The following is a 26,775-nucleotide window of genomic DNA, read 5'->3' as shown; positions in this document are numbered from 1 at the left end:
GAAACGGCCACGCGCCACCGACGAGTTGGCGACCTGTGGACAGTCACTGCTTCACCGCACCGGCCAGGCTCTCCACGAACTGCCGTTGCAGAACGACGAACACCGCGACCACCGGCGCCAGCGACAGCACCGCGGCCGCCGCCATCCCGGCCCAGTCGGTGTCGTTCTCGCCGACGAAGGCGGACATGCCGACCGCGAGCGTGCGCAACTCCGGGTGGCTGAGCGTGAAGACCAGCGGCAGCAGGTACGCGTTCCAGGCGGCCAGGAACTGCAGGATGAACACGCTGACCGTGATCGGTTTGGCCAGCGGCAGCATGATCCGGAAGAACACCGTCAGCGGCCCGGCGCCGTCCATCCGCGCCGACTCCTCCAGGTCCTTGGGGATGGTCCGGAAGAACCCGGCGTACAGCAGGGTGGCGGCCGCGTGACCGCCCGCACCGAGGCCGAGAATCACGCCCAGGTGCGAGTTGAGCAGCCCGAGCTGGTCGGTCAGCTGGGTCACCGGGATGATCGTGTAGCCCTCGGGCAGGAAGAACGTGACCAGGAAGATCCCGATCAGCACCTTCTTGCCGACGAAGTCGTACCGGCCCAGCACGTAGCCGGCCAGCGCGCTGCGGACGATCACCAGCGCGACCGTGCCGAGCGTGATCAGCACCGTGTTCAGCATGTACGACGAGAAGCCGACCTCCGACCAGGCGCGGCTGTAGTTCTCCCAGACCGGTGCCTCGGGCAACAGGTTGAGCCCCTTGCCGAAGATCTCCGGGTTCGTCTTCAGCGATCCCGAGACCAGCCACAGGAACGGGTAGATCCAGACCGCGCAGAGCAGCGCGAGCCCGGTCCCGATCAGCCAGCGCGAGCCCTTCGTCCCGGTCATGCCATTGCCCTTCGTGCGGCCCGGACGCCGAGCGCCTGGGCGACTGCCAGCACCATCGTCAGCAGCCCGAACAGCACCGCGGCCGCCGACGCGTAGCCGAGCTGCGGCACGGTCGCACCGAACGCCGTCCGGTAGATGTAGACCTCGACGACCTCCGACGAGAACGCCGGTCCGCCGCCGGTCAGCGTGACCACCAGGTCGAAGACGTTCAGCGCGCCGACCATGTCGATCAGCGTGATCACCACCAGGAACGGAACCAGCAGCGGCAGCGTGACGTGCCGGAACTCCTTCCAGTTCCCGGCGCCGTCGATCCGCGCCGCCTCGTACAGCTCGCTCGGGATCGTCTGCAGCGCGGCCAGCCAGTAGATCAGTGTGATGCCGAGCCACTTCCACACCCAGACGCCGATCACGCTGTAGAGCGACAGCCCGGACGAGCCGAGGAAGTCGACCGGGCTGTCCACCAGCGCCGACTTCACCAGCGCGAGGTTGACCGGTCCGCCGGCGTCCAGGATCAGCGTGAACACGACGCCGACGATCGCGCCCGTGGTGACCACGGGCAGGAACAGCAACGTCCGGAAGAGCCCGCGGAACGGCGTGCTCCGGCGGTTCAGCACGATCGCGAGCAGCAGCGCCAGTCCGACGCGCAGCGGCACGGCGAGCGCCAGGAAGACCAGCGAGTTGACGAACGAGTTCCAGAACAGGTCGTCGGCCCACAGCAGCTCGAAGTTCGTGAGCCCCACGAACGTCCCGACGTCGGCGAAACCCGGCCAGTCCAGGAACGCGTACCACCAGCTCGCGACCAGCGGGTAGACCGTGTAGAGCCCGTAGCCGACCACCGTCGGCAGCAGGAACAGGTAGATCCACCAGTCGTCCCGCATCCGCCGCCAGACCGACCGGCGTCGCGGCGCCGTCCGCCGCTCCGACGCCGGTGCGGGACGAGATGGAGCCGTACTCGTCGTCACTTGTACGACGCCTGGGTGTAGTCCTTGCCCGGCTGCCAGTTGTCGAAGACCCAGTCCGACTCGGCGACCTCGGCGCCCTTCTTGCCGGCCGCCTCGATCGCGCGCTTCCGCTCGGCGGTCGCCTTCTCGGCGTACTGCTTCAACGCGCCGCGGTAGTCCTTGGTCGACCCGGTGAGCACCGCCTGCACGATCTCGCCGGGATCCGGGTGCACGTCCCGCGTCTCGGCCAGCACCTTCGCGACACCGGCGTTGCCGACCTCCGGCACCGGGCCGATCCGCACGTCCTGCTGGAAGAACTCGACGTTCTTCTTGTACGCCGGGTGCACCTTCGCGCTCCCGACCGCGTCGATCAGGATCGGCGGCTGGTCCATCCGGCTCGCGAGCTGCGCCGCGAACTCCGGTGTCGTCAGCTGCGCCATCAGGTCGGCCGCGACCTTCGGGTTCTTGGCCTGGTCCGACACGAAGAACGAGCCGGGCGCCGGTGCGACGTACACCGTCCCGCGCTGCGTCGACGGCGCCGGGATCTGCCAGGCGCTGATCCCCCGCTCGACGGCCGGGGACTCCTCGACCATCAGCCCACCGATGAACCACGGCCCCCACGGGAACAGCGCGGCCTCACCGGCGGCCCAGCGGGCCCGCGCGTCACGCGGCCCGAGCGACGACGACGCCGGATGCAGTACGCCGTCGCGCTGCAGCGCGAGCAGGAACTCCATCGCCTGGAAGAACGGCTCGGTCGCGACGATGATCTCGCCCGTCCTCCAGTCCGTCTGCCCGGGCGCACCGGCCATCTGGGCCAGCGCGTTCAGCTTGCCCTCCAGGTACTCGGTGTCCTTCATCGGCAGCAGCAGGCCGTGCACGTTGTCCGGCGTCTTCTGGTCGATCGTCCGTACGGCGGCCCGGTACGCGTCCCAGGTGGGCGGCGACTGCTCGGGGTCGAGCCCGGCCCGCTCGACCAGCTGCGTGTTCACCCAGGTCGTCGAGTCGTGCCACTGGCCGCTGAAGACCGGGAACGTGTAGACCTTGCCGTCGAAGCGGTGGATCCCGTCGTACAGGTAGTCCTTGACCGGGCTGTTGGCCAGGTCGACGAAGTCGCCGACCGGCTGGAACCAGCCGTTGGTGACGAGCGCCGCGGTGCTGCCGGTCAGGCCTGCCGTCGAGTGGACGTCGGGCAACTGGTTGCTGCGTCGCGCCAGTTGCAGAGCCTGACCGAGGTCGGCCGCGTCGAGTTGACGCCGCTGCACGGTGACGTTGCCGTGCTTGGCCTTGTAGTCGACGAACAGCTTCTGCTCGAACAGCTCGGTCAGCGGCCGGAACTGGTCCCACCAGGTCAGCGTGACCGGGCCGGCGTTCGCGTCACCAGGGTCGGCGCCGGCGTTCTGGGTGCTCTTGCCGCCGCCGGTACAGGCGTTCAGCAGCGGTACTCCGAGAGCGAGCCCACCGAGGGTGCTCAGCACCTGGCGGCGGGAAGGGCGGGGATTGGTCGAGGTGCTCATGGCGAGTGCCTCCTCAGGGCAGGGCTCAGCCGATGTCGTGGACCCGGTCCCGGGAACCGGGTCCGGTGGCGGCCGGGTAGCCGGCCAGCAAGGCGGAGCGACGCAGGACGAGGGCGATGCCGCCGCGTGCCGCGTCGTCGTGGCCCAGGGTCGCGGGGACGATCTCCAGTCCCTGCCGTACCTGGCTGTGGGTGTACTTGCGCACGGTGGCGCGGATCGGGTCGAGCAGCGGCGCACCGGCCTCGGCCAGCTCGCCACCGATCACCACGGTCTCGGGGTTGACCGTGTTGCAGGCCGTCGCGAGCACCTGGCCGATCCGGCCGCCCGCGGTGGCAATCACCTCGTGGACCCGCTCGTCCCCGGCCGTCAGCAGTTCCAGCACCTCGTCGAAGGACCGGACCCCGCACTGCTCCAGTACGGCGCTGAGCGACACGTACCGCTCCAGACAACCCGTGCCACCGCAGGGACAACGCGGCCACTCCGGGTCGACGCTGACATGACCGAGCTCCCCCGCCGCGCCTCCGGCACCCGAGAACAGGTGGCCGTCGAGCACGAGCCCGCTGCCCACGCCGTACGAGAGCCGCAGGTACAGCACGTTTCGCAGGCCGGCACCGGCGCCCCAGATGGCCTCGCCGAGCCCGGCCAGCCGGGTGTTGTTGTCGACGTACACCGGTACGCCGAACCGCTCGTTCAGCCCGTCGCGGACCAGCTGCGCCCGGCTGCTCCGGCTCGCGTGGCCCACTGGCCCGACCACCCCGACACCGACTCCGGACAGGGCGGACAGCGAGATCGAGTGCTGCGCGGCGAGCGACTCGGCCAGCGAGATCGCCAGCTCGAGCCGGCGGGCCCAGGTCGTGCGCTCGGAGCAGGCGATCCCCGTCGTACCGACGATCTCGTGCGCGACGTTGGCGACCGTGACCTGGACGGCCCGGTGGCCCAGGTCCATTCCGAGCGCCAGGCCGCCCGCCGGGTTGAGTGTCAGCACGGTGACCGGCCGGCCCCGGCCGCGACTCGTGCCGTCATCGGCAGCGGTCTCGGTCAGGGCGTCGGCGGCCAGCAGGTCCTGGACGATCGACGAGAGCGTGGCGCGGGACAGACCGGTCTGCTCGGTGAGTTGAGCGCGGGTCATCGCGCCCTCCGTCCGCAGCACGGCCAGCACCCGCTCCTCGTGGGTCTCGCGGAGCAGGCGCAGCGGTCCGGCGGTGTCCTTGGCCATGCGCCGACTCTCCGGGGTGCCGCCGGTTTCTGTCAAGAGCCCGGATTTAATCTCCGGCGATTAATTCCGAGGCCTTGACGTAAAACGAGCGGCCTGCCCAGACTGGCCTGCATGACGCGTCCCAACGTCCTGCTGCTCTGCACCGACCAGCAACGCTTCAGTGCGCTGGGGGCCTCCGGCAACGACGAGGTGGATACCCCGAACCTCGACCGGCTGGCCGCCCAGGGCGTCCTGTTCGAGCAGTGCTACGTGCAGAACCCGGTCTGCGCGCCGTCGCGCGCCAGCCTGATGACCGGGCGCTACGTGCACGCGCACGGCCTGTGGGCGAACGGCGTGGGCCTGCCCGCCGAGGAACGGCTGTTCAGCCGCGACCTCGCCGACGCCGGCTACGACTGCGGCCTGGTCGGCAAGTTCCACCTGAGCTCCTGCTTCGGCGGCCGCGAGGAGCAGCGGCAGGACGACGGCTTCCGCGTCTACCGCTGGGCCCACGACCCGTACCCGGGCTCGTCGGAGAACCAGTACCACCGCTGGCTGCGCACGGTCCGGCCCGACCTGTTCGAGGCAGACTCCCCAGTCGACTTCGACAGCCTGCCGACCGACGTGCACTACAGCCGCTGGATCGGCAACCAGACCGTCGCCTTCCTCACCCAGGACCGGCTCACCCGGGACCGGCACGACGGCGAGCCCTTCTTCTTCGTCGCGAACTTCTTCGACCCGCACCACGGCTTCGGCGCCCCCGAGGAGTACCTCGAGCGCTACCGCGAGCGGGATCTGAGCACACCGGTCACGCGCGACGGCGAGCTGACCACCAAGCCCCCGATCCAGACCGAGGCCTCGCACCACTCGTACGCCGGCAAGGCCCGCGGCTACACGTCGTACTCCGAGGACGAGCTGCAGGAGGTCAAGGCGGCGTACTACGCGATGGTGACGCTGGTCGACGACGAGGTCGGCCGGATCCTCGCGGCGCTCGACGAGACCGGGCTGGCCGACGACACCCTGGTGGTCTTCACCAGCGATCACGGCGAAATGCTGGGTGACCACCAGCTGATGCTCAAGGGCCCGATGATGTACGAGCAGGCAGTTCGCGTTCCCCTGCTGATGCGCTGGCCCAATGGCGGGCTACCTGCCGGGACGCGGTGCAACGACCTGGTGCAGTGGATCGACCTGTCCAGCACGATCCTCGCCGCAACCGGTACGCCGGCTCAACCGCGTCACCAGGGCATGGACCTGCTGCCGCTGGCCCGTGGGACCGGTCAGGGACGTGGCTGGGCGCTGAGCGAGTACCGCAACAGTGGCCAGCCGTACGACCCCGCCGTACACCTCACGATGCTCAGGCGAGACCAGTGGAAGCTCGTGATCCAGCACGGCGACCCGACAAGCGGCACAGCGCGCACCGGCGAGCTGTACGACCTGCACAAAGACCCGACCGAGCTGGACAACCTGTGGGCCTCCCCGGACCACCAGCAGGTCCGGACCGAGCTGCAGGAGTTCCTGCTCGACGTACTGGTCGCTACCGAGGACAGGAGCCAGGTCCGCGAAGGCCCCTGGTGAGTCCGCTCAGAGCGGAGGCTCCGCAGCGATGTAGGCGTCAACGGCGGTGTCGAAATCGCGCCGGGCCGGTGGCAGCGAGTGGTACCAGGTCGCGCCGAGCCGGCAGATCTCCCACAGGCGGTTGAGGTCCTGGGTGGTCGACTTGTACGGGAACTTCGTCGCATCGAACGGCGGGATCCGCAGGCCGAACTGACCGGTGGCGAGCAGCTGCGCCGACTCGTCGTACAGGCGGACCTGGCCGATGCCGTCCGTGCGGTCCAGGCCGACGGCGAAGTCCTGCACGTCGACGGTGGCCAGGTCGCGGTAGCCCTCGAAGCGGAGCGGGTCGTTCGGCGAGTCGTAGACGAACAGCGCGAGCACCACCACCGGGTACGTCGGGTATGACCGGTACGCCGCCACCAGCAAGCTGTCCCCCGCGGTGACGGCACTGGCCAGCTCGGCCCCCTCCCGCTCGGTCAGTCCGGCCAGCTTGACCAGCACGGTCGGAGTGCCCTGCACGTCCAGCACGAACGGCGACATCGGCGACGCCGACCGCGCGATGTCGTCACAACTCCTGAGCCGGATCGTGACCCCGTGCTCACCCGCCGGCCGCTCCGGTGCCCCCGGCACCACCCGCGGCAGCCCGAGCTCCGCCAGGTCGAACGCTTCCCGTCGCTTCCTCGAGAACAGTCCCATCTCCCCATCAAACACCCACGCCACCGCCCGCCACCGCGAGGTGCACGAACCGGCCAAACCTCAGCCGTTCCGCCGCCGCAGCAGCTTCCTGATCCCGTACGTCGACTGGAACAGCAGCGCGATCCCGCACACCGTGATGATCGCGAACAACACCGTCTGCCCGGTCCTGAGTCCACCACCGAGCAGCTCCATCCCGCCCCACACCAGCAGCGCCCCACCCGCCACCCACGACAGGTACCCGCTGCCCAGGTTCCGCGGCGTGAACTGCCACCACGGCTCGTCTTCCGGCCAGACCCGCTTCTCGTTCATCCCAGTTCCTTCCCACGAGCGGCTCCCCACCGGAGCCGACCCTTCGAAACTAGGTCCGCGCACTCCCCCACCACCTCGACCACCCGAACGAACTCTTCCGGCCGCGTCGTACTTTCGGCCCCCCTGTCACCCAAGGTGACGAATACGGACCTCGGTTCCGGCGGGCGGGACAGGCGGCGGTCACCGCCTGCAATCTGCCAGACCTGCCGCTCGCGGCCCCGAACCGCTACCGTGGGGTCTTGGGCTCTCGAACCAGCAGGAGGCTCCGTGAAGATCAACGACGTACTGCGCGGTAAAGGCAACCAGGTCGTCACCATCTCCCCCGAAGCCACCGTCACCGAACTGCTCGCGCTGCTCGCCGAGCACAACGTCGGCGCGCTCGTGGTCAGTCCGGACGGCTCCAGCGTGGCCGGCATCGTCTCCGAACGGGACGTGGTCCGGCTCCTCAACCGAACACCCGACGCGGGCGAGGTCCGGGTCAGCGCGATCATGACGTCGCCGGTGCACACCTGTGGCCCCGACGACCTGCTCGACAACCTGATGCGCCTGATGACCGACCGCAGGATCCGGCACGTCCCGGTCGTCGTCGACGACGCCCTGACCGGCATCGTCAGCATCGGCGACGTGGTCAAGTCCCGGATCGGCGAGCTCGAGTTCGAGAAGGAACAGCTGTCCAACTACATCGCCGGCTGAACCTCACCCTCCGGTACGACGGACGCCGGTCCGTCCGGTCCCCGGCCGCGGCACGCGGGGACCGACGGACCGTTCCCGTGCGCCCCGACGGGACTACAGTCCGTTCATGGAGCCAACCGAACCGCCGGCCGGACCGCCCGGGCCGCCGCAGGGACCCGGTTACCCGCCGGATCAAGGACAGCCACTCCCCCAGTACGGCCAGGGCACCCCGCCGCAGTCCGGGCAACCCGGTCCTCCGCAGTACGGCCAGCCGCAGTACGGCCAGCCCCAGCACGGCCAGCCTCAGTACGGCGGCCAGCCCGGTCCTCCGCAGTACGGCCAACCGCCATACGGCCAACCGCCCGGCCCCTACGGCTACCCAGGCCAGAACCAGCCGACGAACCCCAAGACCAGCGTCTTCGCGGTCCTGGCGCTGATCTTCGGCATCATCGCGTTCGTCCCGCTGGCGATCATCTTCGGCATCGTCGCGCTGGTCCGGCTCCCGAAGACCCGCGAGAAGGGCAAGGGCCTGGCCGTCGCCGGCATCGTGCTGGCGTGCCTGTGGGTCGTCGGCATCGGCCTGATCATCGCGTTCGCCGACCCTGAGCCCGAGCGCGACGCCTCCGGCCAGGTCACCACGACGGCCGACGTCGCCCCCGAGAAGCTCCGGGTCGGCGACTGCGTGGCGGAGGTCAAGGAGGGCGAGGTGATGGACATCAGGATCCAGCCCTGCTCGGAACCCAACGGCGGCAAGGTGTACGCCGTGTTCGAGCTGCCCAAGGGCTCGTTCCCCGGTCTCGACGCGGTCCAGGCCAGCGCCGAGAAGGGCTGCACCGACCGCTGGAAGCAGCTCGGCGAGCAGGCGACCGACCTGTCGGACATATTCTACCTGCACCCCACCAAGGACAGCTGGAGCCTCGGCGACCACAGCGTCAGCTGCCTGCTCGCCCCCCGCTGAACCACTTGCCGAGGGCCCCGGTCGCACCACGCGACCGGGGCCCCCGACGTCCTAGCCGCTCAGTACCGGGTCACCGCCGCCCACGCGTCCACGATTCCGTTGCCGTAGAAGCCGTTGAACGTCCGGTTGCCCTCGCACAGCGCGTCGAACTCGGGCTCGCGGCCCTCGTTGGCGTACGAGACCAGCCGCGGGGTCGGGCAGGCCCGCTCCTGTGCCGAGCCGAGCATGATGGTGCGCACCCGGTCCGGGTCGAGGCCGAAGCCGTTCCGGCCCGAGCGCCCGTACTCGCTGACGATCAGCGCGGCGACGCCGGTCGCGTGCGGCGACGCCATCGACGTGCCCTGCAGCCAGTTGTAGTACCCGCACTTGGTGTAGTCCGTCACGCCCGGCTTGCACTGCTTCTGCACACCGCCCGCGACACCCGCCGGGGTGATGTTGCCTGCGGCATCGACCAGCCCGCCGGCCTGCAGCGTGTTCACCGGGTACGTCGACAGGATCAGGTTCTCGTTCACCCGGTGGTCCGGCGTACCGAAGTAGTCGCGGAACCAGCCACCCGGCGCCGACACCTCGGTCTGCTCCAGCCCGTAGTTGGAGTAGTCCGCCTTCTTGCCCGACGGGCCGAGCGCGGACACGCCGATCACGTGCGGTCCCTCGACCGGCAGGTCGACACAGCTCGCGTTGTCGATCACCCGCTCGTACGGCGGGACGTCGCCGAAGTCCGGGCTGCTGATGTCGTTGCGCGGCTTGCCCAGGTCCTCGTGGTTGTTGCCGAGCGACCCGACCAGCGTGACGTCGCGCTGGTGGGCGTAGTTCAGCGCGCGCTGCATCGCCCGGATCGTGGTCCGCTGCTCGAGCTGGGCCTCCGGGCTGTCGGCCGGGTTGTTCGTGCAGTTGTAGAGCCACGGGTCGACGTAGAAGGACATGTTGACCACGTCCAGGCCGACGTCACCGGCGTACGTCAGGGCGTCGAGCACCGGGCCGAGGAAGACGAAGCCGCTGTCCTGGCCGCCGCGGATCTCGACCAGCGTCACGTTCGGGGCGACACCGGAGACGCCGAGACCGTTGACCGCGGCACCGATCGTGCCGGCCACGTGGGTGCCGTGCCCGCTGTCGTCCCAGCCGACCGGGTCGACACAGCCGCGGAACTCGCACGGCCCGTCGATCTCGGGCAGGTCGGAGGCGAAGTTGCGGGACAGCTTCCAGTCGAAGTTCGGCGCGATGTCGGGGTTGCGGGCGTCGATGCCGGAGTCCAGGACGCCGACCTTGACCTGCTTCTTGCCGGGCTGCACCTTGCGGGCGAGGTCGGACCGGACCATCTTCAGGCCCCACAGCTGGGCGTCGAGCGGGTCCATGCCCTTGGCGCCCTTCTGGGATCCCTTGCCCTTGGCCGCCCCACGGTTCTCCTGCTCGACCTGCGCCGGCTTGGACCGCGGCAGCTGCCCGATCGGCCGGCTCCGGGTGGCGCCCTCGACCGCGCCCGACGCCGACACCTGGCTCGCGAACCCGGACGACGCCGCGCGCACGGTGATCGTGCCCAGGTTGGTGTTCTCCTTGACCACTTCGCCCCCGGCGGCCTTGACGGCGGCCAGTGCCTGCGCGCGGTCTGCCCCCTGCTCGACGAGCACCAGGTACTCGGTGCTGCCGCCCTGCGCCTGCGCTCCGGCAACGACCGGAACGGCCAGGCCGGCGGCGACCAGTGCGAACGCACCCGATGCCGCGTACAACGATCTGCGGACGTCTCTCACGAGCGGATCCCCTCCCTGAAGTGAGTGTGACGGCCACAACGTAAGTCAGCCGTGCGCACTCCGGGAGGGGGCCGACGTTGTCAGCTTTTCCATACAAACAGCTGAACGCCGCCGTGGTGCTCAGTTGGACGAAGCGACCAGGAACAGCACCACCATCGCGACCGCGAACAGGATGACGAGGATCAGCAGGACGGTGCCGACGATGCCCGCGATCCGGCCGGCGACGGCCATGCCGCGGTTGTTGTAGACACCGGGCGCCGCGTCGATCTCGTCGACGGCCTGGTTGCCCTTCCACCAGGCGAACGGCGACAGGATCAGCAGGCCGGTGATGAACGGCAGCAGCCCGAGCACCAGCGCGACCGTGGCGTTCGAGTTGTCCCGCAGCACGCCGTACGCCGGCTGGTCGGGAAAGCCGGGCTGCAGCGGGTAGTTGCCCTGCTGCTGATGCTGCCCCTGACCGTACTGCGGGCTCTGCTGCTGTTGGAAGGGCGGTGGCTGGTCCTGGGGTCGCTCGTTGAACGACATGACGTGCTCCTCTGCTCAGGGCCGGATGGTCCTGAGCAGAGGATGCCAGTACTTCAGCTCAGGCCGTCAGCTCAGTTCCGTTACGTCGCCCAGCCCGGCGAGCTGGTCGCGAACGTCCTTCGCTTCCCCTACGACGACCACCAGCAGCCCGTTGGTTCCGACGTACCGGCGGTAGGCCTCCGTCGCGGACTCGGCGGTGGTCGCCGCGATCTGCGCCAGATAGGTGTCGGCGAAGTCCAGCGGTACGCCGACGGCGATGTTGCTGCCGACCTGCGAGGCGATCGAGTCGGCCTGCTCGTAGCGCAGCGGCGCCGTCCGGATCAGGTTGTCCTTGGACTCCCCGACCTCCTTCTCGGTCAGCCCGTCGCGGGCCTCGCGCAGGATCCGCAGCGCGTCGGTGATCGCCGCGCCGGTCACCTCGGTGCGCACCGAGCCGCCGAGGCTGAACGTGCCGCCCTTGCGCGGTGCCGTGAAGCTCGACCGGGTGCCGTACGTGTAGCCCTTCTCCTCCCGCAGCACGGTGTCGACGCGCGAGGTGATGGTCCCGCCGACCACGTGGTTCGCGACCGCGGCCGCGCCCCAGATGTCCTCGCGGCGGTCCGGACCCGGGCAGCCGATCAGCAGCTGGCTCTGGACCGAGCCGGGCCGGTCGACGAGCACGATCCGGTCGCCGACGACGTACAGCGGCTCCGGGGTCTCCAGCGCGGGACCGGCCTCGGACGTCCAGTCGCCGAACGCGTCGTCGACGACGCCGGCCACGTCGACACCGGTGGCGTCGCCGGCGAACAGGATCTGCGCGCGGGCGGGACCGACGTTGTCGCGGTAGAACTTGGCGACCTCGACGTTGGTCAGCGGGCGGATCGTGTCCGGCCGGCCCGCGGTCGGGCGGGAGCGGCGCATGCTCGGGTCGAACAGGTGCGCGGCGAACGCCTCACGCGCCCGGTACCCGGCGTTGGCGCGCTCCTGGTTGATCTCGCCGAGCCGGATCGTCACGTGCCGGCCGACGTCGGCGGTGTTGAACGCGGGCCGGGTGACCGCCTCCGCGAGCAGCTTCACCGCGGGGGCGAGCTGCGAGGTCGGGACCGAGATCTCCACGTGCAGCGCGTCGGAGCTGACGTCGACGCCGTACGCCGCACCGTGCCGCTCGAGGGCGGCCGCGAAGTCGTTGGCCGAGTGGAGCTCGGTGCCCTCGTCGAGCGTGCGGGACATGATCGTCGCGACACCCTCGAGCTCACGCGGCTCGGCGAACAGCGGCAGCGCGATCGTGACCCGCACGGTCGCGACGTACTGGCCGGGCCGGTCGAACACGTGCACCGGCGTACCGGCGCGGGTGCTGGTGGTCGTCGAGACCGGGAACGTCCACGGCTTCGGCGGCGCGACAACGGGGGGCGTAGTGAGAACCATGTTCTTTTCCATCACTTGTTCTTCTTGTACGTCACTTGAACCCGGCCTTCGGCTCTGATCCATTCGGCCGCTGCTCGCTGGACCTGCTCGACCGTGACCGCGCGGAGCTGGTCGATGCGGGTGTTGATCCGGTTCGCGTCACCGAACAGCAACAGGTGGTGGGAGATCTCGTCTGCCCGACCCGAACACGTCGACAGCTGCTCCAGCCAGTCCCGCTCGGCCTGCGCCTGCACGGTGGCCAGCTCGTCCGCGGTGATCCCGTCGGCCGCGAGCTTCTCCACCTCCTCGACCAGCGCGTCCTCGACCTTCTGCAGGTCGACACCGTCCGACGCGATTCCGGTCAGCGTCCCGAACGAGACCCCGCCGATCAGCGGCAGCGCGCCACCGGACACCGACTGCGCGATCTGCTCGTCGCGGACCAGCCTGCGGTTGAGCCGGCTGCTCTGCCCGGCGGCCAGTACGTCGAGCGCGAGCGCGGCGGCGTCCAGCTCGGGCGTCCCGTCGACCGGCAGCCGGAACATCATCGTGATCAGGTCCGACGGCACGTCCTCGACGACGTCGTCGCGCGCGATCCCTGCCATCGGGCCGATCGTGCCGTCCGGCGCGGCCGGCGGCTGCGGGATCGCCGGCACGTGGCCGAAGTACCGCTTGACCGCGGCGAACGTCTCCTCTTCGTTGACGTCGCCGACGATCGTCAGGACCGCGTTGTTCGGGCCGTAGTACTTGCGGAAGAAGGCGTGCACGTCCTCCACCGACGCGGCGTCGAGATCCTCCATCGAGCCGATCGTCATGTGAGCGTACGGGTGGTTCTGCGGGAAGGCGAGCCGGACCAGCCGCTCGTACGAGTCGCCGTACGGGCGGTTGTCGTAGCTCTGCCGCTTCTCTTCCTTGACGACATCGCGCTGGTTGTCCAGGTTCTCCTGGTTGACCGCGTCGAGCAGGTACCCCATCCGGTCCGCCTCGAGCCACAGCGCGAGGTCGAGCCCACCGCTGGGCAACGACTCGAAGTAGTTCGTCCGGTCGAAGAACGTGGACGCGTTCAAGCTCGCCCCCGCCGACTCCAGCAGCCCGAAGTGGTCCCCGGACTTCACGTTCCGCGACCCCTGGAACATCAGGTGCTCGAACAGGTGCGCGAACCCGGTCAACCCCGGCGGCTCGTGCCGCGACCCCACGTCGTACCAGAGGTTCACAGCGACGATCGGCACCGCGCGGTCGAGACTCACAACCACGCGCAACCCGTTGTCCAGAGTCTGCTCAGCGAGCGGATACGTCAGCGGCATGGGCCCAACTTACCCTCACCCCTTGATCGCTCCGCCCAGGGCGAACGCGCCGCCCAGCTTGCGGCTCAGGAGGAGGTAGAGCATCAGCACCGGGAAGGTGTAGATCAGCGAGTACGCCGCGAGCTGGCCGTAGTTCGGTTCGCCGTACTGGCCGAAGAACGTGAAGATGCTGACCGAGGCGGGCAGGCGTTCCGGGGACAGCAGGAGCATGAAGGGGACGAAGAAGTTTCCCCACATGCCGATGAAGGTGAAGATCAGGACGACGGCGATACCGGGCCACATCAGCGGGAGCACGATGCGGCGCAGCGCCTGCATGTTGCCGGCGCCGTCGACCCAGGCGGCTTCCTCGAGCGAGATCGGGACGCCGTCCATGAAGGTCTTGGTCAGCCAGATCGCGAACGGCAGCGAGCTGGTGGCCAGGAACATGATCGTGCCGCCGAGGGTGTCGACCAGGTTGAGCTGGACGAACAGGCCGTAGACCGGGACCATCACCGCGGTGATCGGGAGACCGGTGCAGAACAGCACCGTCAGCAGGAACGGCCGGTTGAAGCGGGTCTTGAAGCGCGACAGCGGGTACGCCGCCAGTACGGCGCAGATCATCGTGAGCAGCGCCGCTCCCCCGCACAGCACGATGCCGTTGAGCACCGGCCGGTACGTCGTTTCGGTGTTCAGCACGGCCTTGAAGTTGCCCAGCGTCGGATGCGTCGGGAACTCCACCCGCAACCCGGCGGTCCGGTTGATCGAGGCGAACAGCACCCACAGCAACGGCAGCACGAACAAGATGCCGATCGCCAGCAGCACCAGGTTCGAGGTGAGCTTGCTGAGGCGGTCCCGGGCAATCATGCGGCCTCCGTATTCAAACCACGCAGGTAGATCAGCGAGAAGACCGCGCCGATCGCCAGCATCACCAGGGCGATCGCGGTGCCGTAGCCGATCTGGGAGAAGCTGAACGCCTGCTCGTACATGTACAGCGGCAGCGTCTGGCTCTTCGTACCAGGCCCGCCGCGGGTCATCGCGTAGATCAGGCCGAAGACGCTCAGCGTCTGCAGCGTGATCAGCATCAGGTTGGTCATGATCGCGCGGCTGATCATCGGGAGCGTGACCCAGATCAGCCGGCGCAGCCCGGCCGCGCCGTCCATCTCGGCCGACTCCTCGATCTCCTTCGGCACCTCGCTGAGCGCCGCCGAGTAGACCAGCATCGAGAACGCCGTACCGCGCCAGATGTTCGCGATCGAGACCGCGATGATCGGTGCCGCGTACAACCAGTCCTGGCCGGGCAGCCCGACCTTGTGCAGGATCACGTTCAGCGTGCCCTCGTCGTTGAAGAACGCGCTGAGCAGGTACGCCGCCACCACCTCGGGCAGCACCCACGCGCCGATCACCGCGGTGCCGACGAAGTTGCGGACCAGCTTGGTGGAGCGCCGCATCAGCAGCGCCAGGCCGAGTCCGAGGGTGTTCTGGCCGATGATCGCGGAGATCAGCGTGAACACCAGCGTGAGCAAGATCGAGTTGGTGAACGCGCTGCTGCCGAAGGCCTTGCGGAAGTTGTCCAGGCCGACGAACTGCACGTTGTTCGCACCGGTACCGGTGAGCGCCATGTTCGTGAACGCGGCGTACACGCAGTAGATGATCGGGCCGGCCAGGAAGACCACCATCAGCCCGATGGCCGGTGCCAACGGCAACATCTTCACCACTTGAGCGGCCCGCGGCCGCCCGTTCCGGCCGGTCGGCAGACCGGTCGGAGCGGGGGCTGCTGCCGAGGTAGCAACAGTCACAGGAACAGATCCTTCGTCAGGGGAGGTCTTACTGGCCTTGACTCTGGCTGGTCGTCTTGTCCTTGGTCACGATGCTCTCGACGGCCTCGTCGTAGTTCTTGGCCGCCTCGTCCGGCGACGACTGCCCGGTCATCACCGCTTCCATCGCGGTGATGATCTCGTTGGAGACCTTCGGGTACTCCGGCAGCGCCGGCCGGTAGACGGTCACGCCGACCAGGTCGGTGAAGAACTGGGTGGACTTGGCCGAGGTCTTGTAGCCCTCGTCCGCGGCGACGTCCTTGCGGACCGCGATCTGCGCACCGTCGGTGGCGTACTTGGTCGCGTTCTTCTGCGTCTGCAGGGTCTTGATGAAGTTCCACGCGGCATCCGGGGACTTCGACTTGGCCGGGATCGCCCAGGTCCAGCCGCCGGAGAGGCTGACCTTGCCCTTGCCACTGCCGTCCTGGGTCGGCATCGCGGTCTGGCCGAGCACCTCGGACCACTGCGGCCACGGCTTGGCGCCGGTCTTCTGCCAGTTGTTGTAAAGCCAGGAGCCGTCGAGCGCGATCGCCAGCTTGCTGTTCGGGAGCAGGTCGCTGCCGACCTTGTTGCCCCAGTTCGGGTCGAGCGACTGCTTGGGCTGCGGCGCGATGCCCTCGTCGAAGATCGTCTTGACGAAGTTCAGCGAGTCCTTGAAGCCCTGGCTGCCGACGACCCACTTCTGCTGGTCGAAGTTGTAGAGGGTGTCCTTGGTGCCGTAGAGCAGCATCTCCAGGCCCTGCATCGCGGACGCCTCACCCATCGGCTTGCCCGAGTAGACGTTCAGCGGGATGACACCGGGCACCTTCTGCTTGACCGCGCGGGCCGCGGTGAGCACCTCGTCCCAGTTCTTCGGCTGCCAGTCCGCGGGCAGCCCGGCCTTCGCGAAGATTTCCTTGTTGTACCAGAGCGCGCGCGTGTCGGTGCCGTCCGGAATGCCGTACGTCTTGCCGTCCTGGCCCTTGGCCGCACCCTTGGCGGTGTCCTGGAACTGGTTCCAGTCCGCCCAGTCCTTGATGTAGTCGTCGAGCGGCTTCAGGTACCCCGCGGTGATGTCGGAGTTGATCAGGAAGGTGTCCTCGTAGACGATGTCCGGCGCGGTGTTCGCCGAGCGCATCATCAGCTGGAGCTTGGTGTAGTAGTCGTTCTCACTGGCCACGATGGGCACGATCTCGACCTTCGAGCCGGGGTTGGCCGTCTCGTACTCGGCCTTGGCGCCGGTGAGGAAGCTCTTCATCACCGTGCCGGGGCCCCACTGCTGGTAGGCGATCTTGATGTTCGCCGGGCCGGAGCTGGCACCGCCCGCTTCCGGCGTCTTGGTGGTCGATCCCTGACTGCAGGCCGAAACCCCCAGCAGGAGTGCGCCCACGGCGAGAACACCCGCCGTCTTGAAACCGTTCTTCATGACCATCACGTCCACCTTCGGGCAATCGTTGTCATCCCGGTACCACCGCTCAAACCCCGTGGGCTTTCCCGCGACCGTAGGAGGCGTGGACCAGTGAAGTCAATGGTTGACAGACAACGTTGTCGCCGCTGAGAAGGACGTAAGCGGCGACCGGCCAGTAACGATCCGGTCACCGCTTTCCCGTAGTTCAGACGGTAACGGGCGACCCCTCCGGTAGGGCCTGTACGACGCGCCGGGAGCGTGCCGCACCGAGTCCGCACAGCACCAGACCGAGGACCAGCCAACCGCTGAGCACCAGCAACGACCGCCCCGCGCCGGCACCGTCGAAGAAGCTCACCGAGCGCAGCGCCGTACCGGCTGCTCCCGGCGGGAGGAACTGGCCGAGCGTCCCCCAACCGCTCGGCAGCATCTCCGGTGCGCTGGTCATACCGGACAGCGGGTTGCCGAGCAGCATCATCGTCGCGGCGCCCAGCCCGAGTCCCGCCGTACCGAGCAACCACTCCAGGCCCAGCAGGGTCAGGCTGATCGCTCCGATCGACATCGCGATCACGCCCGCGTTGGCCCAGTAGCTGCCCTCGAACGAGCCCAGCCAGAACTGCAGCACGGCGGTCAGCGCGAGTGCGCCCGTCGCGGCGAAGGTCACCGCGCCGACGATGCGGGTCGCCCCCGCCTTCGCGAAGTTCGTCAGCATCGCGGCCGCGAGGATCCCGCCCAGGACCAGCGGCAACGCACCCGCCGCCAGGCCCGCACCCCGCGGATCGTCAGCAGGCAAGGGCACCACGTCGGTCACTTTCGGTGCGGCGGCCGGGTTCTGCGCCGTCAGCTTGCCCGCGACCTGCGTGAGCAGCTGGGCCACCATCGGGCCGGCGGCCGACGCGGTCAGCACCTCGGGCGCCGCCTCGTCCAGCACGATCGCGCCGTACACGTCACGGTCCTCGATCGCCTGTACGGCGGACGCCCGGTCGGCGACCGGCTCGATCGCGAAGCCACCGGGCATCGCCTGCTCCAGCGCGGCGGTGACCTGGCCGACGGCCGACTGCGGTCCGGCGACGGCGAGCGGAAGGTCGCGCGGCCCGGACCGTGCGGCCGGCCAGGCGAACGCGATCAGGAGGACCGTCAGCAAGACGGTGAGTCCGGCGACGACGACCGCCACCGGAGGACGCCGGCGTTCGGCGGTGGTGGGTGTTGACATGGTTGAACACTCTCCTAAAACGAATGACCGTTCTTTATACGTCCGAGCGTGAGCCAGATTGCGTCGAGTTGTCAAGAACGGACATTCGTTTTATGTTCGCGGTATGCCGAAGGTCACCGCCGAGCACCGGCTCGCCCGTCGCGAGCAGATCGTCGAAGCGGCCCTGCACTGCGTCGCCGCGCACGGCTTCCACAAGACGACGATGGCCGACGTGATCCGTGAGTCCGGCCTGTCCGCGGGCGCGGTCTACGGCTACTTCAAGAGCAAGAACGAGATCATCGCCGCGATCGCCGACCAGGCACTCAGCACGGTTGACGAGCTTTTCGAGGGCATCCTGTCCAGCGAGGAGCCACTGTCCCTCGGCGAAGTGATGCGGGTGGTGCTGGAGCACGTGGTGACGGTCGCCGAGCGGCACGACGGCGACGTCACCCGGGTCGGGCTGCAGGCGTGGGCCGAGGCGGTGCACAACCCGGAGATCGCCGTGATCGCCGCGGGGAAGTACACGATCCTGCGCGACCACTACGCGACGGTCGTCCGCCGCGCCCAGGCCGACGGCACGCTCCCCGCCGACGTCGACCCCGAGCACGTCGCCCAGGTCCTGTTCGGCATGCTGCCCGGCTTCATCCTCCAGCGCCTGCTGCTCGGCGACGTGACTCCCCAGACCTACTCCGCCGGCTTCGGCGCCCTGCTCGGATCGGCGACTCCTCAGAGGACCTGAAACTGGAGGTCTGTCCCGTTCGGGCACTGTCAGCGACGAATTAGTGACAGAGGGCTTGAGTCCTCCGGCCTGCACGGTTAAGTTGTCCGAGGTCTTCTTTCAGGTCTTGAACTTAGGGGGTGCCGCGCGGGGTCTGTACCGACGACGCTGGGGAGAGTCGTGCGAACAACCACACCTGCCGTGCGATCGCGGGCCGACCTGCCCTGGTACTGGGGCAGCCAGACCGCGAGCTTCGTCGGGGACCGGCTGACCGGGTTCGCCGTACCGACGATCGCGATTCTCACGCTCGACGCGAGCGAGGCTCAGGTCGGCGTACTGTCCGCCCTCGGCTGGTTCGCCTACCCCGCGCTCGGTCTGGTCGCCGGTGCCGCCCTCGCGCACCTTCCCCGCCGCCGCGTGATGATCGCCGGCGAACTGCTGCGCTTCGCCGCGTTCGCCAGCGTCCCGCTCGCCGCTCTGGCCGGCTGGGTCAGCGTCCCGCAGCTCTGCGTCGTGGTCGCCGTCGCCGGAGCCGCGATGGTCTTCGTCGACATCGCCGGCCAGTCCTACCTGCCCGCACTGGTCGAGCCCCGCGACCTGGTCGGCGCCAACGCCAAGCTCCAGAGCTCCGACAGCCTGTCCAAGCTGGTCGGTCCAGCCCTCGGTGGTCTCCTGCTCCGCACCACCACCCCGTACGCCGGTCTGCTGCTCTGCGCGTTCCCCTTCCTGGCCTCAGCGTTCGCCCGCACCCGCATCCGGACCGTCGAGCCTCAACCCGAGCCGATCCGCGAGCCACTCCCCCACCGGATCCGCAACGGCTTCACCTTCGTCTGGCGGCACCCGCTGCTCCGTCGGCTGGTCTGTGCGGCTGCGATCCGCAGCTTCGGCTCGGGCATGGTCGACGCGGTCCTGCTGCTGTTCGCCTACCGGGTGCTCGGCCTGTCCAGCCTCGCCGGAGGCCTGCTGATCGCAGCGGGCTCGGTGGGCGGTCTGCTCGGCGCGTTCGTGGCCAACAAGCTGGCCGCGACCATCGGCGTACGGCGGACGCTTGTGCTGACCGGTGTGGAAGCCCTGTGCTGGTTGGCCGTTCCGCTCTGTCTGCTGAGCGCTCCGGCCCTTGCACTGGTCGCGATCCGCATCTGCGCCTCGGTCTGGCTGCCGGTGTGGAACGTCGTGACGACCAGCGTCCGCCAGGAAGTCACACCGCCCGGTCTGCAGAGCACCGTGCACGCCACAGCTCGCACGCTCACCTCGTCCACCGTGCCACTCGGCGCGATCATCGGCGGCCTTGCGGGCGGCGTACTGAGTGCACAGCTCGGTACGGCGACCGGCCTGGTCCTCGTCCTCGCGACAGGAGGTGTGATCGCCGGAGCCAGCGCACTGCTCGTCGCCACAGCCACCCACCAGGAGGTCTGATGCGTCCCACCACCACCCGCACGCTGAACACCAAAGAGTTCGCCGACATCAAGCACACCGTGTCGATCCGCTCCAAGGCACGGCGCAACCTGCTCGCGGACCCGTCGTACGCCGCACCGCTGCCGCAGGAGGTGAGCCTGCAGCTCACCTACCGCTGCAACCTGCGCTGCACGCACTGCTACCAGTGGAACGAGCAGGGCTTCTTCCGCGACTTCAGCGCGGTCAAGCAGAAGACGGAGCTCGACCTGGCGGTGGTCGAGGACGTCCTGCGGACCACGGCGCCGGTGCGGTCGAAGCTGTTCCTGTGGGGCGGCGAGCCGCTGATGCACACCAAGTTCGACCAGGTCGCGGCGCTGCTGGAGCAGTACCCGCGGACGGTCAACATGTGCACGAACGGCCTGCTGTTCAAGCGCAAGCTGGACGACCTGCTGCGGATCGGCGAGAACCTCAACCTGCTGGTCAGCCTGGACGGTCTCGGCGAGGACCACGAGGCGCTGCGCGGCCGCGGCACGTTCAAGCGCACGATGGAGAACATCCGGCTGATGCTGGACCTCAAGCGCTCGGGCCAGTGGGACGGTGAGCTGTCGCTGTCCTGCATGGTCAGCCACGTCACCGTGCACAAGATGTACGAGTTCATGGAGTGGGCCGAGGAGCTCGGCGTGAACACGGTGTACTTCCAGTTCCCCTGGTACATCAGTCCCGAGGTGGCCGAGTCGATGGACCGCCTGTACGAGAAGACGTTCTCCTGGCTGAACCCGAGCACGGACACCAGGAAACCGACCTGGCACAGCTACACCTACCAGTTGCCGGCGGAAGAGTTGCCTGCCCTCCGCGAGTCGATGGCGCGGCTGGCGTCGCGGGCCTGGAACGTCCGGCTGCGCTACCAGCCGCAGCTCGAGGACGACGAGGTCACCGACTTCATCCTCGGCACGTCGCGGCCGGCGCAGCACCGCAGCAAGTGCCTGGCGGTCTCGAACCGGATGGAGGTGCACGCCGACGGCGCGGTCAGCTCGTGCAAGTTCTTCCCCGAGTTCGTGGTCGGCAATCTGTACGACCAGTCGGTCGACGAGCTGTGGCAGAGCCGGTCGTTCCGTGAGGTCCGCCGGATCATGTCCGAGAACGGCATGATGCCGGTCTGCTCGAAGTGCATCCTCCTTTACCTGAACGGAGTCTGACCATGACCGCTCTCATCGAGGACCGCGTGAAGGTCGTGCTGGCGACCGTCCTGGACAACGGAACCACCGCCGACGAGATCGGCCCCGAGGCCGACCTGGTCGAGCAGTACGGACTGGACTCCCTGCAGACGATCACGTTCCTGCTCGCGATCGAGGACGAGTTCGACCTGGAGCTCGACTACCCGCAGCTGCAGCTCGACGACCTGCGCTCGGTCCGGCAGTTCAGCGGCTTCGTCGAGCGATTGGCCAGCGAAGCGTCATGACCAACCCGTACGGCGGCCGCCGCCGGGTCCGCTTCGGCACGTTCGACGCGGAGTCCTGGTGGCGGCCCGACGACCTGGCCGTCCTCCCGTCGGTCGGTGGCGGCGATCCCACCGTCGCCACGATGGACGAACTCCTGGCCGGCTTCTGCGCGCCGGGCGATCTGCTGATCACCCGGCGGCCTGTTGATGCCGACCTCCTCGCGGGCTACGGCGTCGCCTTCGACCACCAGTCTGTCGACACCCCCGGCCCAGGCCCCATCGAGCAGTACCTTCCACCCCTCAACCAAGTACCGGCGCCCTACGCAGTCCTGACCCCGTTCCCTTCCCTGCCCTCACCCGAGATCGTTGCCCAGGTCAACTCCAAAACCTGGTCCAACAACCTGGTGGTCGAGCTCGGCCTGCCAGGCGCCGGCCAGGTCGTCCGCTCCCCCGACGAACTAGTTGCCGCCGTCACCGACTTCCCCGCCCTGGTGAAGGACCCGTACGGCGTCTCCGGCCGCTCCCTCCTGGAGATCACCACCCCCGGCATTCTCCGAGCCATCGAACGCGTCCTCCGCAAACAACCCGACAAGCGCGTCGAGCTCGTCGTACAGAAGAAGTACCCGAAGAAGCACGACTTCTCCGGCCACCTCCAACTGGGCCAAGACGGAACCTGGGAGTTCCTCGGTCTCCAGCAGATGACCAACAAGGGCTTCCGCCACCACGGCTCCGGCCCGGCACCGAGCGCCCTCATCGACGAAGGCTGGTACGCCGACTCGCTGGGCGACGTGGTCGCCGCGCTGCACGCCGCCGGCTACTGGGGTCCGGTCGGCGTCGACGCGATGCTGCTCGACGACGACTCCGTCGTACCGGTTCTGGAGATCAACGCCCGGCAGTCCCTCGGCCTGCTGGCGCTCCACCTGAACCGGCGGTCCGACGACCTCACCGCCCATCTCTGGCAACTGGAGCTCAACCTTGCCCCAGGCAAGGGAATTCGCGATGTCCTGCACGCCCTCGCCGACTGCTTGACCACTGGTGAACGGCCGGGAGCAATGGTGCTCAACGGCTCCCACCTGACCGCGCCCGGTGGCCGCGTGCACGTCGCGATCTTCTGCCCGGACGGCGAGCTGATGCGTTGGCAGCACCGTCTGCTGGCCGCGGTCACCGCGGCCGGCCTGACCCCACGAGGGAAATCCGATGCCGCTTGAGATAGGCCTGATCGGCGCCACCGGGATCGCCGTCCGCACGATGCTCGGCCAGCCGAGCGTCGACGTCCGCGCGGTCGCCGCCGGCGATCCCGTGCGGGCCAAGGAGTTCGCGGGCCGCTACGACATCCCGCTGGTCTACCAGAACTACTCGGCTCTGCTTGCCGACCCCGCGATCGACGCCGTCTACATCTCCCTGCACAACTCCGCGCACCTCCGCTGGGCCGTCCGCGCGGCCGTCGCCGGCAAGGACGTCATCGTCGAGAAGCCGCTCTGCCTGACGGCGGCCGAGGCCGAGGAGCTGTGCTTCGCCGCCGCGGACACTCGGGTCTTCGAGGCCGTCGCCACCGCCGGCCATCCGTGGCAGTCCGCTGTCCGTTCCTTCATCGAGAGCAGTCGGTACGGCGTACTGCGGGAGGTCCGGACCCGGATGACTTTCGCGGTCCCGGCCACCGGCGGCTACCGCGACCGCCCCGACCTCGGCGGCGGCATCTTCTACGACTGCGCCAGCTACTGGCTTCAGGCGCTCCAGGCAACGATCGGGCTCGACCCCACGGCGTACGAGGGACACTCGGCCTTCGACGGCCCGAACGGCGTCGACCGCGACTTCGAGGCCTCGTTGCGCTGGGCATCGGGAGCCGAGGCAACGTTGACCTGCGCGGTCGGCGCGCAGCACGTCGCCGAGCACCTGTTCACGTTCGACGACGCGACGGTGAAGCTGCGCAACTTCCTCCGCCCGGTGCTGGGCCGGATCCCGCTGAACCTCGTCGTCACCGCGGCGGACGGTGACCGTGAGGTGATCGCGTTCCCGCCGACCGCGTACTACGAGCAGCAACTGGTCCGCATCCTCGACGACGATGGCGACGACCTCGCCGCCGCGGTGCCGCGGATAGGTTTGATGGAGGCGATCTACTCCGACGCCTTGGCGCGAAGGGAAGCCCCGTGAAACGACAGGTGGACCTGGCGGGGATCAACGCCCTGCTCGAGCGGGCCGGCATCGCGCCGGACGAGTTGCGCGCCCACGAGGAACTGACCGAGGGCACCTACAACACCGTCTACCTGCTGACCGTCGGCGACCGGCGGTTGGTCCTCAAGGTCGCACCGGACCCGTCGTCGCCAGGGCTCTCCCACGAGCAGGCTCTGATCCGAACCGAGACCGCGTTCTACCAGGCCGCGCGCGGCAAGGCGCCGGTGCCGGAGGTCGTGTACGCCGACGCTGAGGTCCTGCTGATGACCGCGTTGCCGGGGACGACGGTGCAGGGCCTCGCCGCGGCCGAGCGTGCGTCGTACCGGCGAGAGCTGGGCGCGATCGTACGGCGGCTGCACGAGGTGGTCGGCGATGGGTTCGGGTACCCGCAGCACGGGCTGCTGCCGACGTGGGCGGCCGCGTTCCAGCGGATGCTGGACGACGTACTGGCTGATGCCGAGCGCTACGGCGTCGAGCTGCCTGCTGGGGTGTCGCGGCAGTTGGCGCTGGACCGCTCCGAGCTGCTGGACACGGTCCGGACGCCGCGGCTGATCCACTTCGACCTGTGGGACGGCAACATCCTGGTCGACGGCGGCCGGATCAGCGGGCTGATCGACGGGGAGCGAGCGTTCTGGGGCGACCCGGTCGCGGAGTTCGTGTCGCTGACGCTGTTCGGCTCGGTCGACGACGAACTGCTGGCCGGGTACGGCGCGGACATCGACCGGGAACGGCTGGCGCTCTACCGGGTCTACCTGTACTTGATCATGCTGGTCGAGCGCACCCCTCGCGGCGACACCGACGAAGGCATGCTGAAGCTGATCCAGCGACACCTGACCAAGGAACTGGCAGCCCTGTGATCCACATCCTCACCTCAGGTGTCGCACTGGGCGTTCACGTCCCTGGACTGCTTCTGGCTGACCGAATCCGCGAGCAAGGTGGTCGTGCCTCCGTCTCCGTGCTCGAACAACTGATGCGCCCGGACACCCTCGAGACCACTGCTCGCTCCAAGCAGGCCTTCCACCGCGACTTCCGGGTCGCTCTGGCCGGCCAGAAGCTCGCCCGCAACGCCGCTGTGTCGACGGAGGTTGGTGCAGTCGAGCAGCTCTTCACCGACTGGCAGCAACGCGGCGTGACACGCTTCGTCGTCTTCTCCGGCTTCTGGCTCGCCCTTGTCGAGCAGTACGTCGCCGCGCACGGTCCTGTGCCGGTGGACATCTGCCACGTCGACTCGGTGCAGTCACCGTCGTTCGACAAGGCCGGCTCGACCTCGCTGCTGGTGCGGCACGTGTGGCTGGCCGACGCGGAGACTGGCGTCGTACCGTGCAGCATCCCCGTGACCCGGGACGCTCCGGTGCCGTGGGCTGCTCGGGACCGGCGCCTGCTCGTGCACGGCGGCGGCTGGGGCATGGGGACCTACCGGGAACGCGCCGGCGAACTGGTGGAGGCAGGCTTCGACCTGGACGTCGTCGCCTACGAGCAGCGCGACCTGTCTGGTAGTGGCGTGCGGTACTTCATGATCGACCCGGACTGGCACCCCTGGCTCGACGACGGCTACCCGCCCTTCGGGCCGGCAGGTGCGCAGCCTGTCCAACGCACCGGCCACCACGGCTCCTTCGACCTGTGTCGACAGGCGCTGGCGTCCGTCAGCAAACCCGGCGGCGGCACTCTGCTCGACTCGCTGTGGTCGGCGACACCGCTGGTGCTGCTGGAGCCGTTCGGCACGCACGAGCAGCGCAACGCCGACCTGTGGATCTCACTGGGCTACGGCATCTCCTTCGAGGACTGGCAGCGCAAGGGGTTCGCAGTGGAGGTGCTGGAGGAACTGCACACCGCTCTGCTCACCGCTGACGTACCGGACTACTCCCAGGAGCTGCTGTGAGGCCGTCGCTGTGGCAGACCTTCGCACTGGACATGGACGCCCGCAGACCAGGCTTCGCAGTGGGCCCCTGGTTCACCATGAACGCCATGCTCGCTCTGGACGATGCACTGAACGCTGACCAGCTGGCCTCGGCGTTCGGAGAACTGCAGCGACGGCACGACGTACTGAACGCCAACGCCTCGCTGGAACTCGTCTCTGAGTCCGCTCTGCACGTCCCGGTACCACTGGAGGCTCCCGTACGCCTGCAGCTCTCCGCTGACCACCTGACGCTCCACCTGCACCACATGGTCTCCGACCCGGTCACTCTCTGGCTGGCTCTGTCCGAACTGGCCGCCCTGTACTCCGGCGAGGAACTGCCGCCTGCTGTGCAGTTCGCCGACTACATCCTCGACGAGGCCTCACAGCTCGACCGCACTGCGGATGCGGCGAGCGAGTGGTGGCGGAGCCAAGTCACCGACGCCAAGGTCTGCTCGCAACCGTCCCCTGCCCCCTCCGCCGCTTCCTCTTCCTCCGCTCCCGCTGACGCCGGCTCGCCCTTCGCCTACCGCAGCGACCTCCTTTCCCCGGCCGAGGTCGCTCGCGTCGAGCAGCTCACCCGCGAGCACCGCAGCACTCCCCTCGTCACCCTCCTGGCTGCACTGAGCGCAGCGATGAACCCCGCCGAGGGCGACACGCTCGTCCTCAACACCCTGTTCAGCAAGCGCGACCGCCCGGCCTGGCAGCGAGTACTCGGCCCCTGCATCGTCCCGTCGGTCCTGGCTGTCCCCCGCTCGACCGGCTCCCTGGCAGCCGACGTACCAGCCATGCGAGACGCAGTAGTCAACTGCAGCCGCTACGCCCGCTTTCCCGTGCTCTCACTGGACGTACCGTCTCGAACCCCGTTCTTCGAGTACGTCCCGCAACAGTGGCCCGGTGCCTACTCCTTCGGTTCGGTTCGCGGTGACGTCGTCGGAGCCGCCGGCCCCAAGGACACCGGACTGGCCGACGCCCTGGCGATCCGGATGCGCCCAGCAACGACCGGCGTACTCATCGGCCACTTCAGCGGCGACGGCACCGACTGGACCGAGCCGCTGGTCACCTCTCTCGTCCACACCTTCCGCGACTACCTGCTGGGGTAGGCCTAGCACCACTCACAACGGC

At 68.7% G+C, this 26,775-nt stretch carries 26 protein-coding genes; 12 read left to right on the top strand and 14 right to left on the bottom strand.

The features are described from left to right. Positions 1-43: 43 nt before the first annotated feature. The 4 genes from ACLQ2O_RS16320 to ACLQ2O_RS16305 are packed head-to-tail and all read right to left on the bottom strand — an operon-like array spanning position 44 to position 4,545. Positions 44-874, bottom strand: a complete 831-nt coding sequence (locus ACLQ2O_RS16320) for a carbohydrate ABC transporter permease (RefSeq protein WP_425832032.1) — start codon at positions 872-874, stop codon at positions 44-46. After that, positions 871-1,836 carry a carbohydrate ABC transporter permease gene (locus ACLQ2O_RS16315; protein WP_425832030.1) on the bottom strand — a complete coding sequence of 322 codons (966 nt, stop codon included), beginning with the start codon at positions 1,834-1,836 and terminating at the stop codon, positions 871-873. The genes ACLQ2O_RS16320 and ACLQ2O_RS16315 overlap by 4 nt, the downstream gene beginning before the upstream one ends. Then, positions 1,833-3,329, bottom strand: a complete 1,497-nt coding sequence (locus tag ACLQ2O_RS16310) for an ABC transporter substrate-binding protein (protein ID WP_425832028.1) — start codon at positions 3,327-3,329, stop codon at positions 1,833-1,835. The genes ACLQ2O_RS16315 and ACLQ2O_RS16310 overlap by 4 nt, the downstream gene beginning before the upstream one ends. 25 nt (positions 3,330-3,354) lie before the next feature. Next, positions 3,355-4,545: an ROK family protein gene (locus tag ACLQ2O_RS16305; protein ID WP_425832026.1), complete on the bottom strand. Its 1,191-nt coding sequence runs from the start codon at positions 4,543-4,545 to the stop codon at positions 3,355-3,357. A 111-nt stretch (positions 4,546-4,656) separates the two neighbouring features. Here ACLQ2O_RS16305 and ACLQ2O_RS16300 point away from each other — a divergent pair, with 111 nt between their 5' ends. Next, entirely contained in the window at positions 4,657-6,096 is a 1,440-nt protein-coding gene (locus ACLQ2O_RS16300; RefSeq protein ID WP_425832024.1) for a sulfatase family protein, read from the top strand. A 6-nt stretch (positions 6,097-6,102) separates the two neighbouring features. Here ACLQ2O_RS16300 and ACLQ2O_RS16295 read toward each other — a convergent pair whose 3' ends face one another. Together ACLQ2O_RS16295 and ACLQ2O_RS16290 are read right to left on the bottom strand one after the other, a co-directional pair. After that, positions 6,103-6,771, bottom strand: a complete 669-nt coding sequence (locus ACLQ2O_RS16295) for a hypothetical protein (RefSeq protein ID WP_425832022.1) — start codon at positions 6,769-6,771, stop codon at positions 6,103-6,105. A 60-nt stretch (positions 6,772-6,831) separates the two neighbouring features. Continuing rightward, positions 6,832-7,080 (bottom strand): hypothetical protein, encoded by a 249-nt coding sequence (locus ACLQ2O_RS16290; RefSeq protein WP_425832020.1) that lies wholly within the window; start codon positions 7,078-7,080, stop codon positions 6,832-6,834. A 267-nt stretch (positions 7,081-7,347) separates the two neighbouring features. Here ACLQ2O_RS16290 and ACLQ2O_RS16285 point away from each other — a divergent pair, with 267 nt between their 5' ends. Together ACLQ2O_RS16285 and ACLQ2O_RS16280 are read left to right on the top strand one after the other, a co-directional pair. Further along, a complete protein-coding gene (locus ACLQ2O_RS16285; protein WP_425832018.1) occupies positions 7,348-7,773 on the top strand; it encodes a CBS domain-containing protein in 426 nt (141 codons plus the stop codon). A gap of 106 nt (positions 7,774-7,879) precedes the next feature. After that, on the top strand, positions 7,880-8,710 hold the full coding sequence (locus ACLQ2O_RS16280; protein ID WP_425832016.1) for a DUF4190 domain-containing protein: 831 nt from the start codon (positions 7,880-7,882) through the stop codon (positions 8,708-8,710). 59 nt (positions 8,711-8,769) lie between these two features. On the opposite strand, the gene ACLQ2O_RS16275 is transcribed toward ACLQ2O_RS16280, so the two are convergent. From ACLQ2O_RS16275 to ACLQ2O_RS16240, 8 genes are all read right to left on the bottom strand, one after another. Beyond that, the gene (locus tag ACLQ2O_RS16275; protein ID WP_425832014.1) at positions 8,770-10,455 is read right to left on the bottom strand and encodes a S8 family peptidase; all 1,686 of its coding nucleotides are present in this window, start codon (positions 10,453-10,455) and stop codon (positions 8,770-8,772) included. A gap of 120 nt (positions 10,456-10,575) precedes the next feature. Next, positions 10,576-10,980 (bottom strand): hypothetical protein, encoded by a 405-nt coding sequence (locus ACLQ2O_RS16270; protein WP_425832012.1) that lies wholly within the window; start codon positions 10,978-10,980, stop codon positions 10,576-10,578. A gap of 66 nt (positions 10,981-11,046) precedes the next feature. Then, positions 11,047-12,396 carry a M16 family metallopeptidase gene (locus ACLQ2O_RS16265; RefSeq protein WP_425832010.1) on the bottom strand — a complete coding sequence of 450 codons (1,350 nt, stop codon included), beginning with the start codon at positions 12,394-12,396 and terminating at the stop codon, positions 11,047-11,049. Further along, a complete protein-coding gene (locus ACLQ2O_RS16260; RefSeq protein ID WP_425832008.1) occupies positions 12,396-13,664 on the bottom strand; it encodes a M16 family metallopeptidase in 1,269 nt (422 codons plus the stop codon). Before ACLQ2O_RS16260 ends, ACLQ2O_RS16265 begins: the two co-directional genes overlap by 1 nt. Before the next feature lie 15 nt (positions 13,665-13,679). After that, positions 13,680-14,507 carry a carbohydrate ABC transporter permease gene (locus tag ACLQ2O_RS16255; protein ID WP_425832006.1) on the bottom strand — a complete coding sequence of 276 codons (828 nt, stop codon included), beginning with the start codon at positions 14,505-14,507 and terminating at the stop codon, positions 13,680-13,682. Beyond that, the gene (locus tag ACLQ2O_RS16250) at positions 14,504-15,439 is read right to left on the bottom strand and encodes a carbohydrate ABC transporter permease (RefSeq protein WP_425832004.1); all 936 of its coding nucleotides are present in this window, start codon (positions 15,437-15,439) and stop codon (positions 14,504-14,506) included. The genes ACLQ2O_RS16255 and ACLQ2O_RS16250 overlap by 4 nt, the downstream gene beginning before the upstream one ends. Positions 15,440-15,467: 28 nt before the next feature. After that, positions 15,468-16,868, bottom strand: coding sequence for an extracellular solute-binding protein (locus ACLQ2O_RS16245; RefSeq protein ID WP_425832002.1), 1,401 nt, complete (start codon positions 16,866-16,868; stop codon positions 15,468-15,470). Between the two features lie 181 nt (positions 16,869-17,049). Continuing rightward, a complete protein-coding gene (locus ACLQ2O_RS16240; RefSeq protein ID WP_425832000.1) occupies positions 17,050-18,054 on the bottom strand; it encodes a hypothetical protein in 1,005 nt (334 codons plus the stop codon). A 103-nt stretch (positions 18,055-18,157) separates the two neighbouring features. Here ACLQ2O_RS16240 and ACLQ2O_RS16235 point away from each other — a divergent pair, with 103 nt between their 5' ends. From ACLQ2O_RS16235 to ACLQ2O_RS16195, 9 genes are all read left to right on the top strand, one after another. Continuing rightward, positions 18,158-18,772 carry a TetR/AcrR family transcriptional regulator gene (locus tag ACLQ2O_RS16235; RefSeq protein ID WP_425831998.1) on the top strand — a complete coding sequence of 205 codons (615 nt, stop codon included), beginning with the start codon at positions 18,158-18,160 and terminating at the stop codon, positions 18,770-18,772. Between the two features lie 159 nt (positions 18,773-18,931). Further along, positions 18,932-20,167, top strand: a complete 1,236-nt coding sequence (locus ACLQ2O_RS16230; RefSeq protein ID WP_425831996.1) for an MFS transporter — start codon at positions 18,932-18,934, stop codon at positions 20,165-20,167. Next, positions 20,167-21,342, top strand: coding sequence for a radical SAM protein (locus ACLQ2O_RS16225; RefSeq protein WP_425831994.1), 1,176 nt, complete (start codon positions 20,167-20,169; stop codon positions 21,340-21,342). The genes ACLQ2O_RS16230 and ACLQ2O_RS16225 overlap by 1 nt, the downstream gene beginning before the upstream one ends. Before the next feature lie 2 nt (positions 21,343-21,344). Then, complete coding sequence (locus ACLQ2O_RS16220) at positions 21,345-21,605, top strand: acyl carrier protein (RefSeq protein WP_425831992.1); 261 nt, start codon at positions 21,345-21,347, stop codon at positions 21,603-21,605. Beyond that, on the top strand, positions 21,602-22,792 hold the full coding sequence (locus ACLQ2O_RS16215; protein WP_425831990.1) for a hypothetical protein: 1,191 nt from the start codon (positions 21,602-21,604) through the stop codon (positions 22,790-22,792). Before ACLQ2O_RS16220 ends, ACLQ2O_RS16215 begins: the two co-directional genes overlap by 4 nt. Next, entirely contained in the window at positions 22,782-23,735 is a 954-nt protein-coding gene (locus ACLQ2O_RS16210) for a Gfo/Idh/MocA family protein (protein WP_425831988.1), read from the top strand. The genes ACLQ2O_RS16215 and ACLQ2O_RS16210 overlap by 11 nt, the downstream gene beginning before the upstream one ends. Beyond that, positions 23,732-24,613, top strand: a complete 882-nt coding sequence (locus tag ACLQ2O_RS16205; RefSeq protein WP_425831986.1) for a phosphotransferase family protein — start codon at positions 23,732-23,734, stop codon at positions 24,611-24,613. Before ACLQ2O_RS16210 ends, ACLQ2O_RS16205 begins: the two co-directional genes overlap by 4 nt. A 98-nt stretch (positions 24,614-24,711) precedes the next feature. Further along, on the top strand, positions 24,712-25,635 hold the full coding sequence (locus ACLQ2O_RS16200; protein ID WP_425831984.1) for a hypothetical protein: 924 nt from the start codon (positions 24,712-24,714) through the stop codon (positions 25,633-25,635). Beyond that, positions 25,632-26,753 (top strand): condensation domain-containing protein, encoded by a 1,122-nt coding sequence (locus ACLQ2O_RS16195; RefSeq protein ID WP_425831982.1) that lies wholly within the window; start codon positions 25,632-25,634, stop codon positions 26,751-26,753. Before ACLQ2O_RS16200 ends, ACLQ2O_RS16195 begins: the two co-directional genes overlap by 4 nt. Positions 26,754-26,775 lie beyond the last annotated feature (22 nt).

It is taken from the genome of Kribbella sp. DT2 (assembly GCF_049844575.1).
Taxonomy (GTDB): domain Bacteria; phylum Actinomycetota; class Actinomycetes; order Propionibacteriales; family Kribbellaceae; genus Kribbella.
The sequence above is the reverse complement of the archived record's forward strand: the minus strand, read 5'-3'. Positions and strand labels throughout refer to the sequence as shown.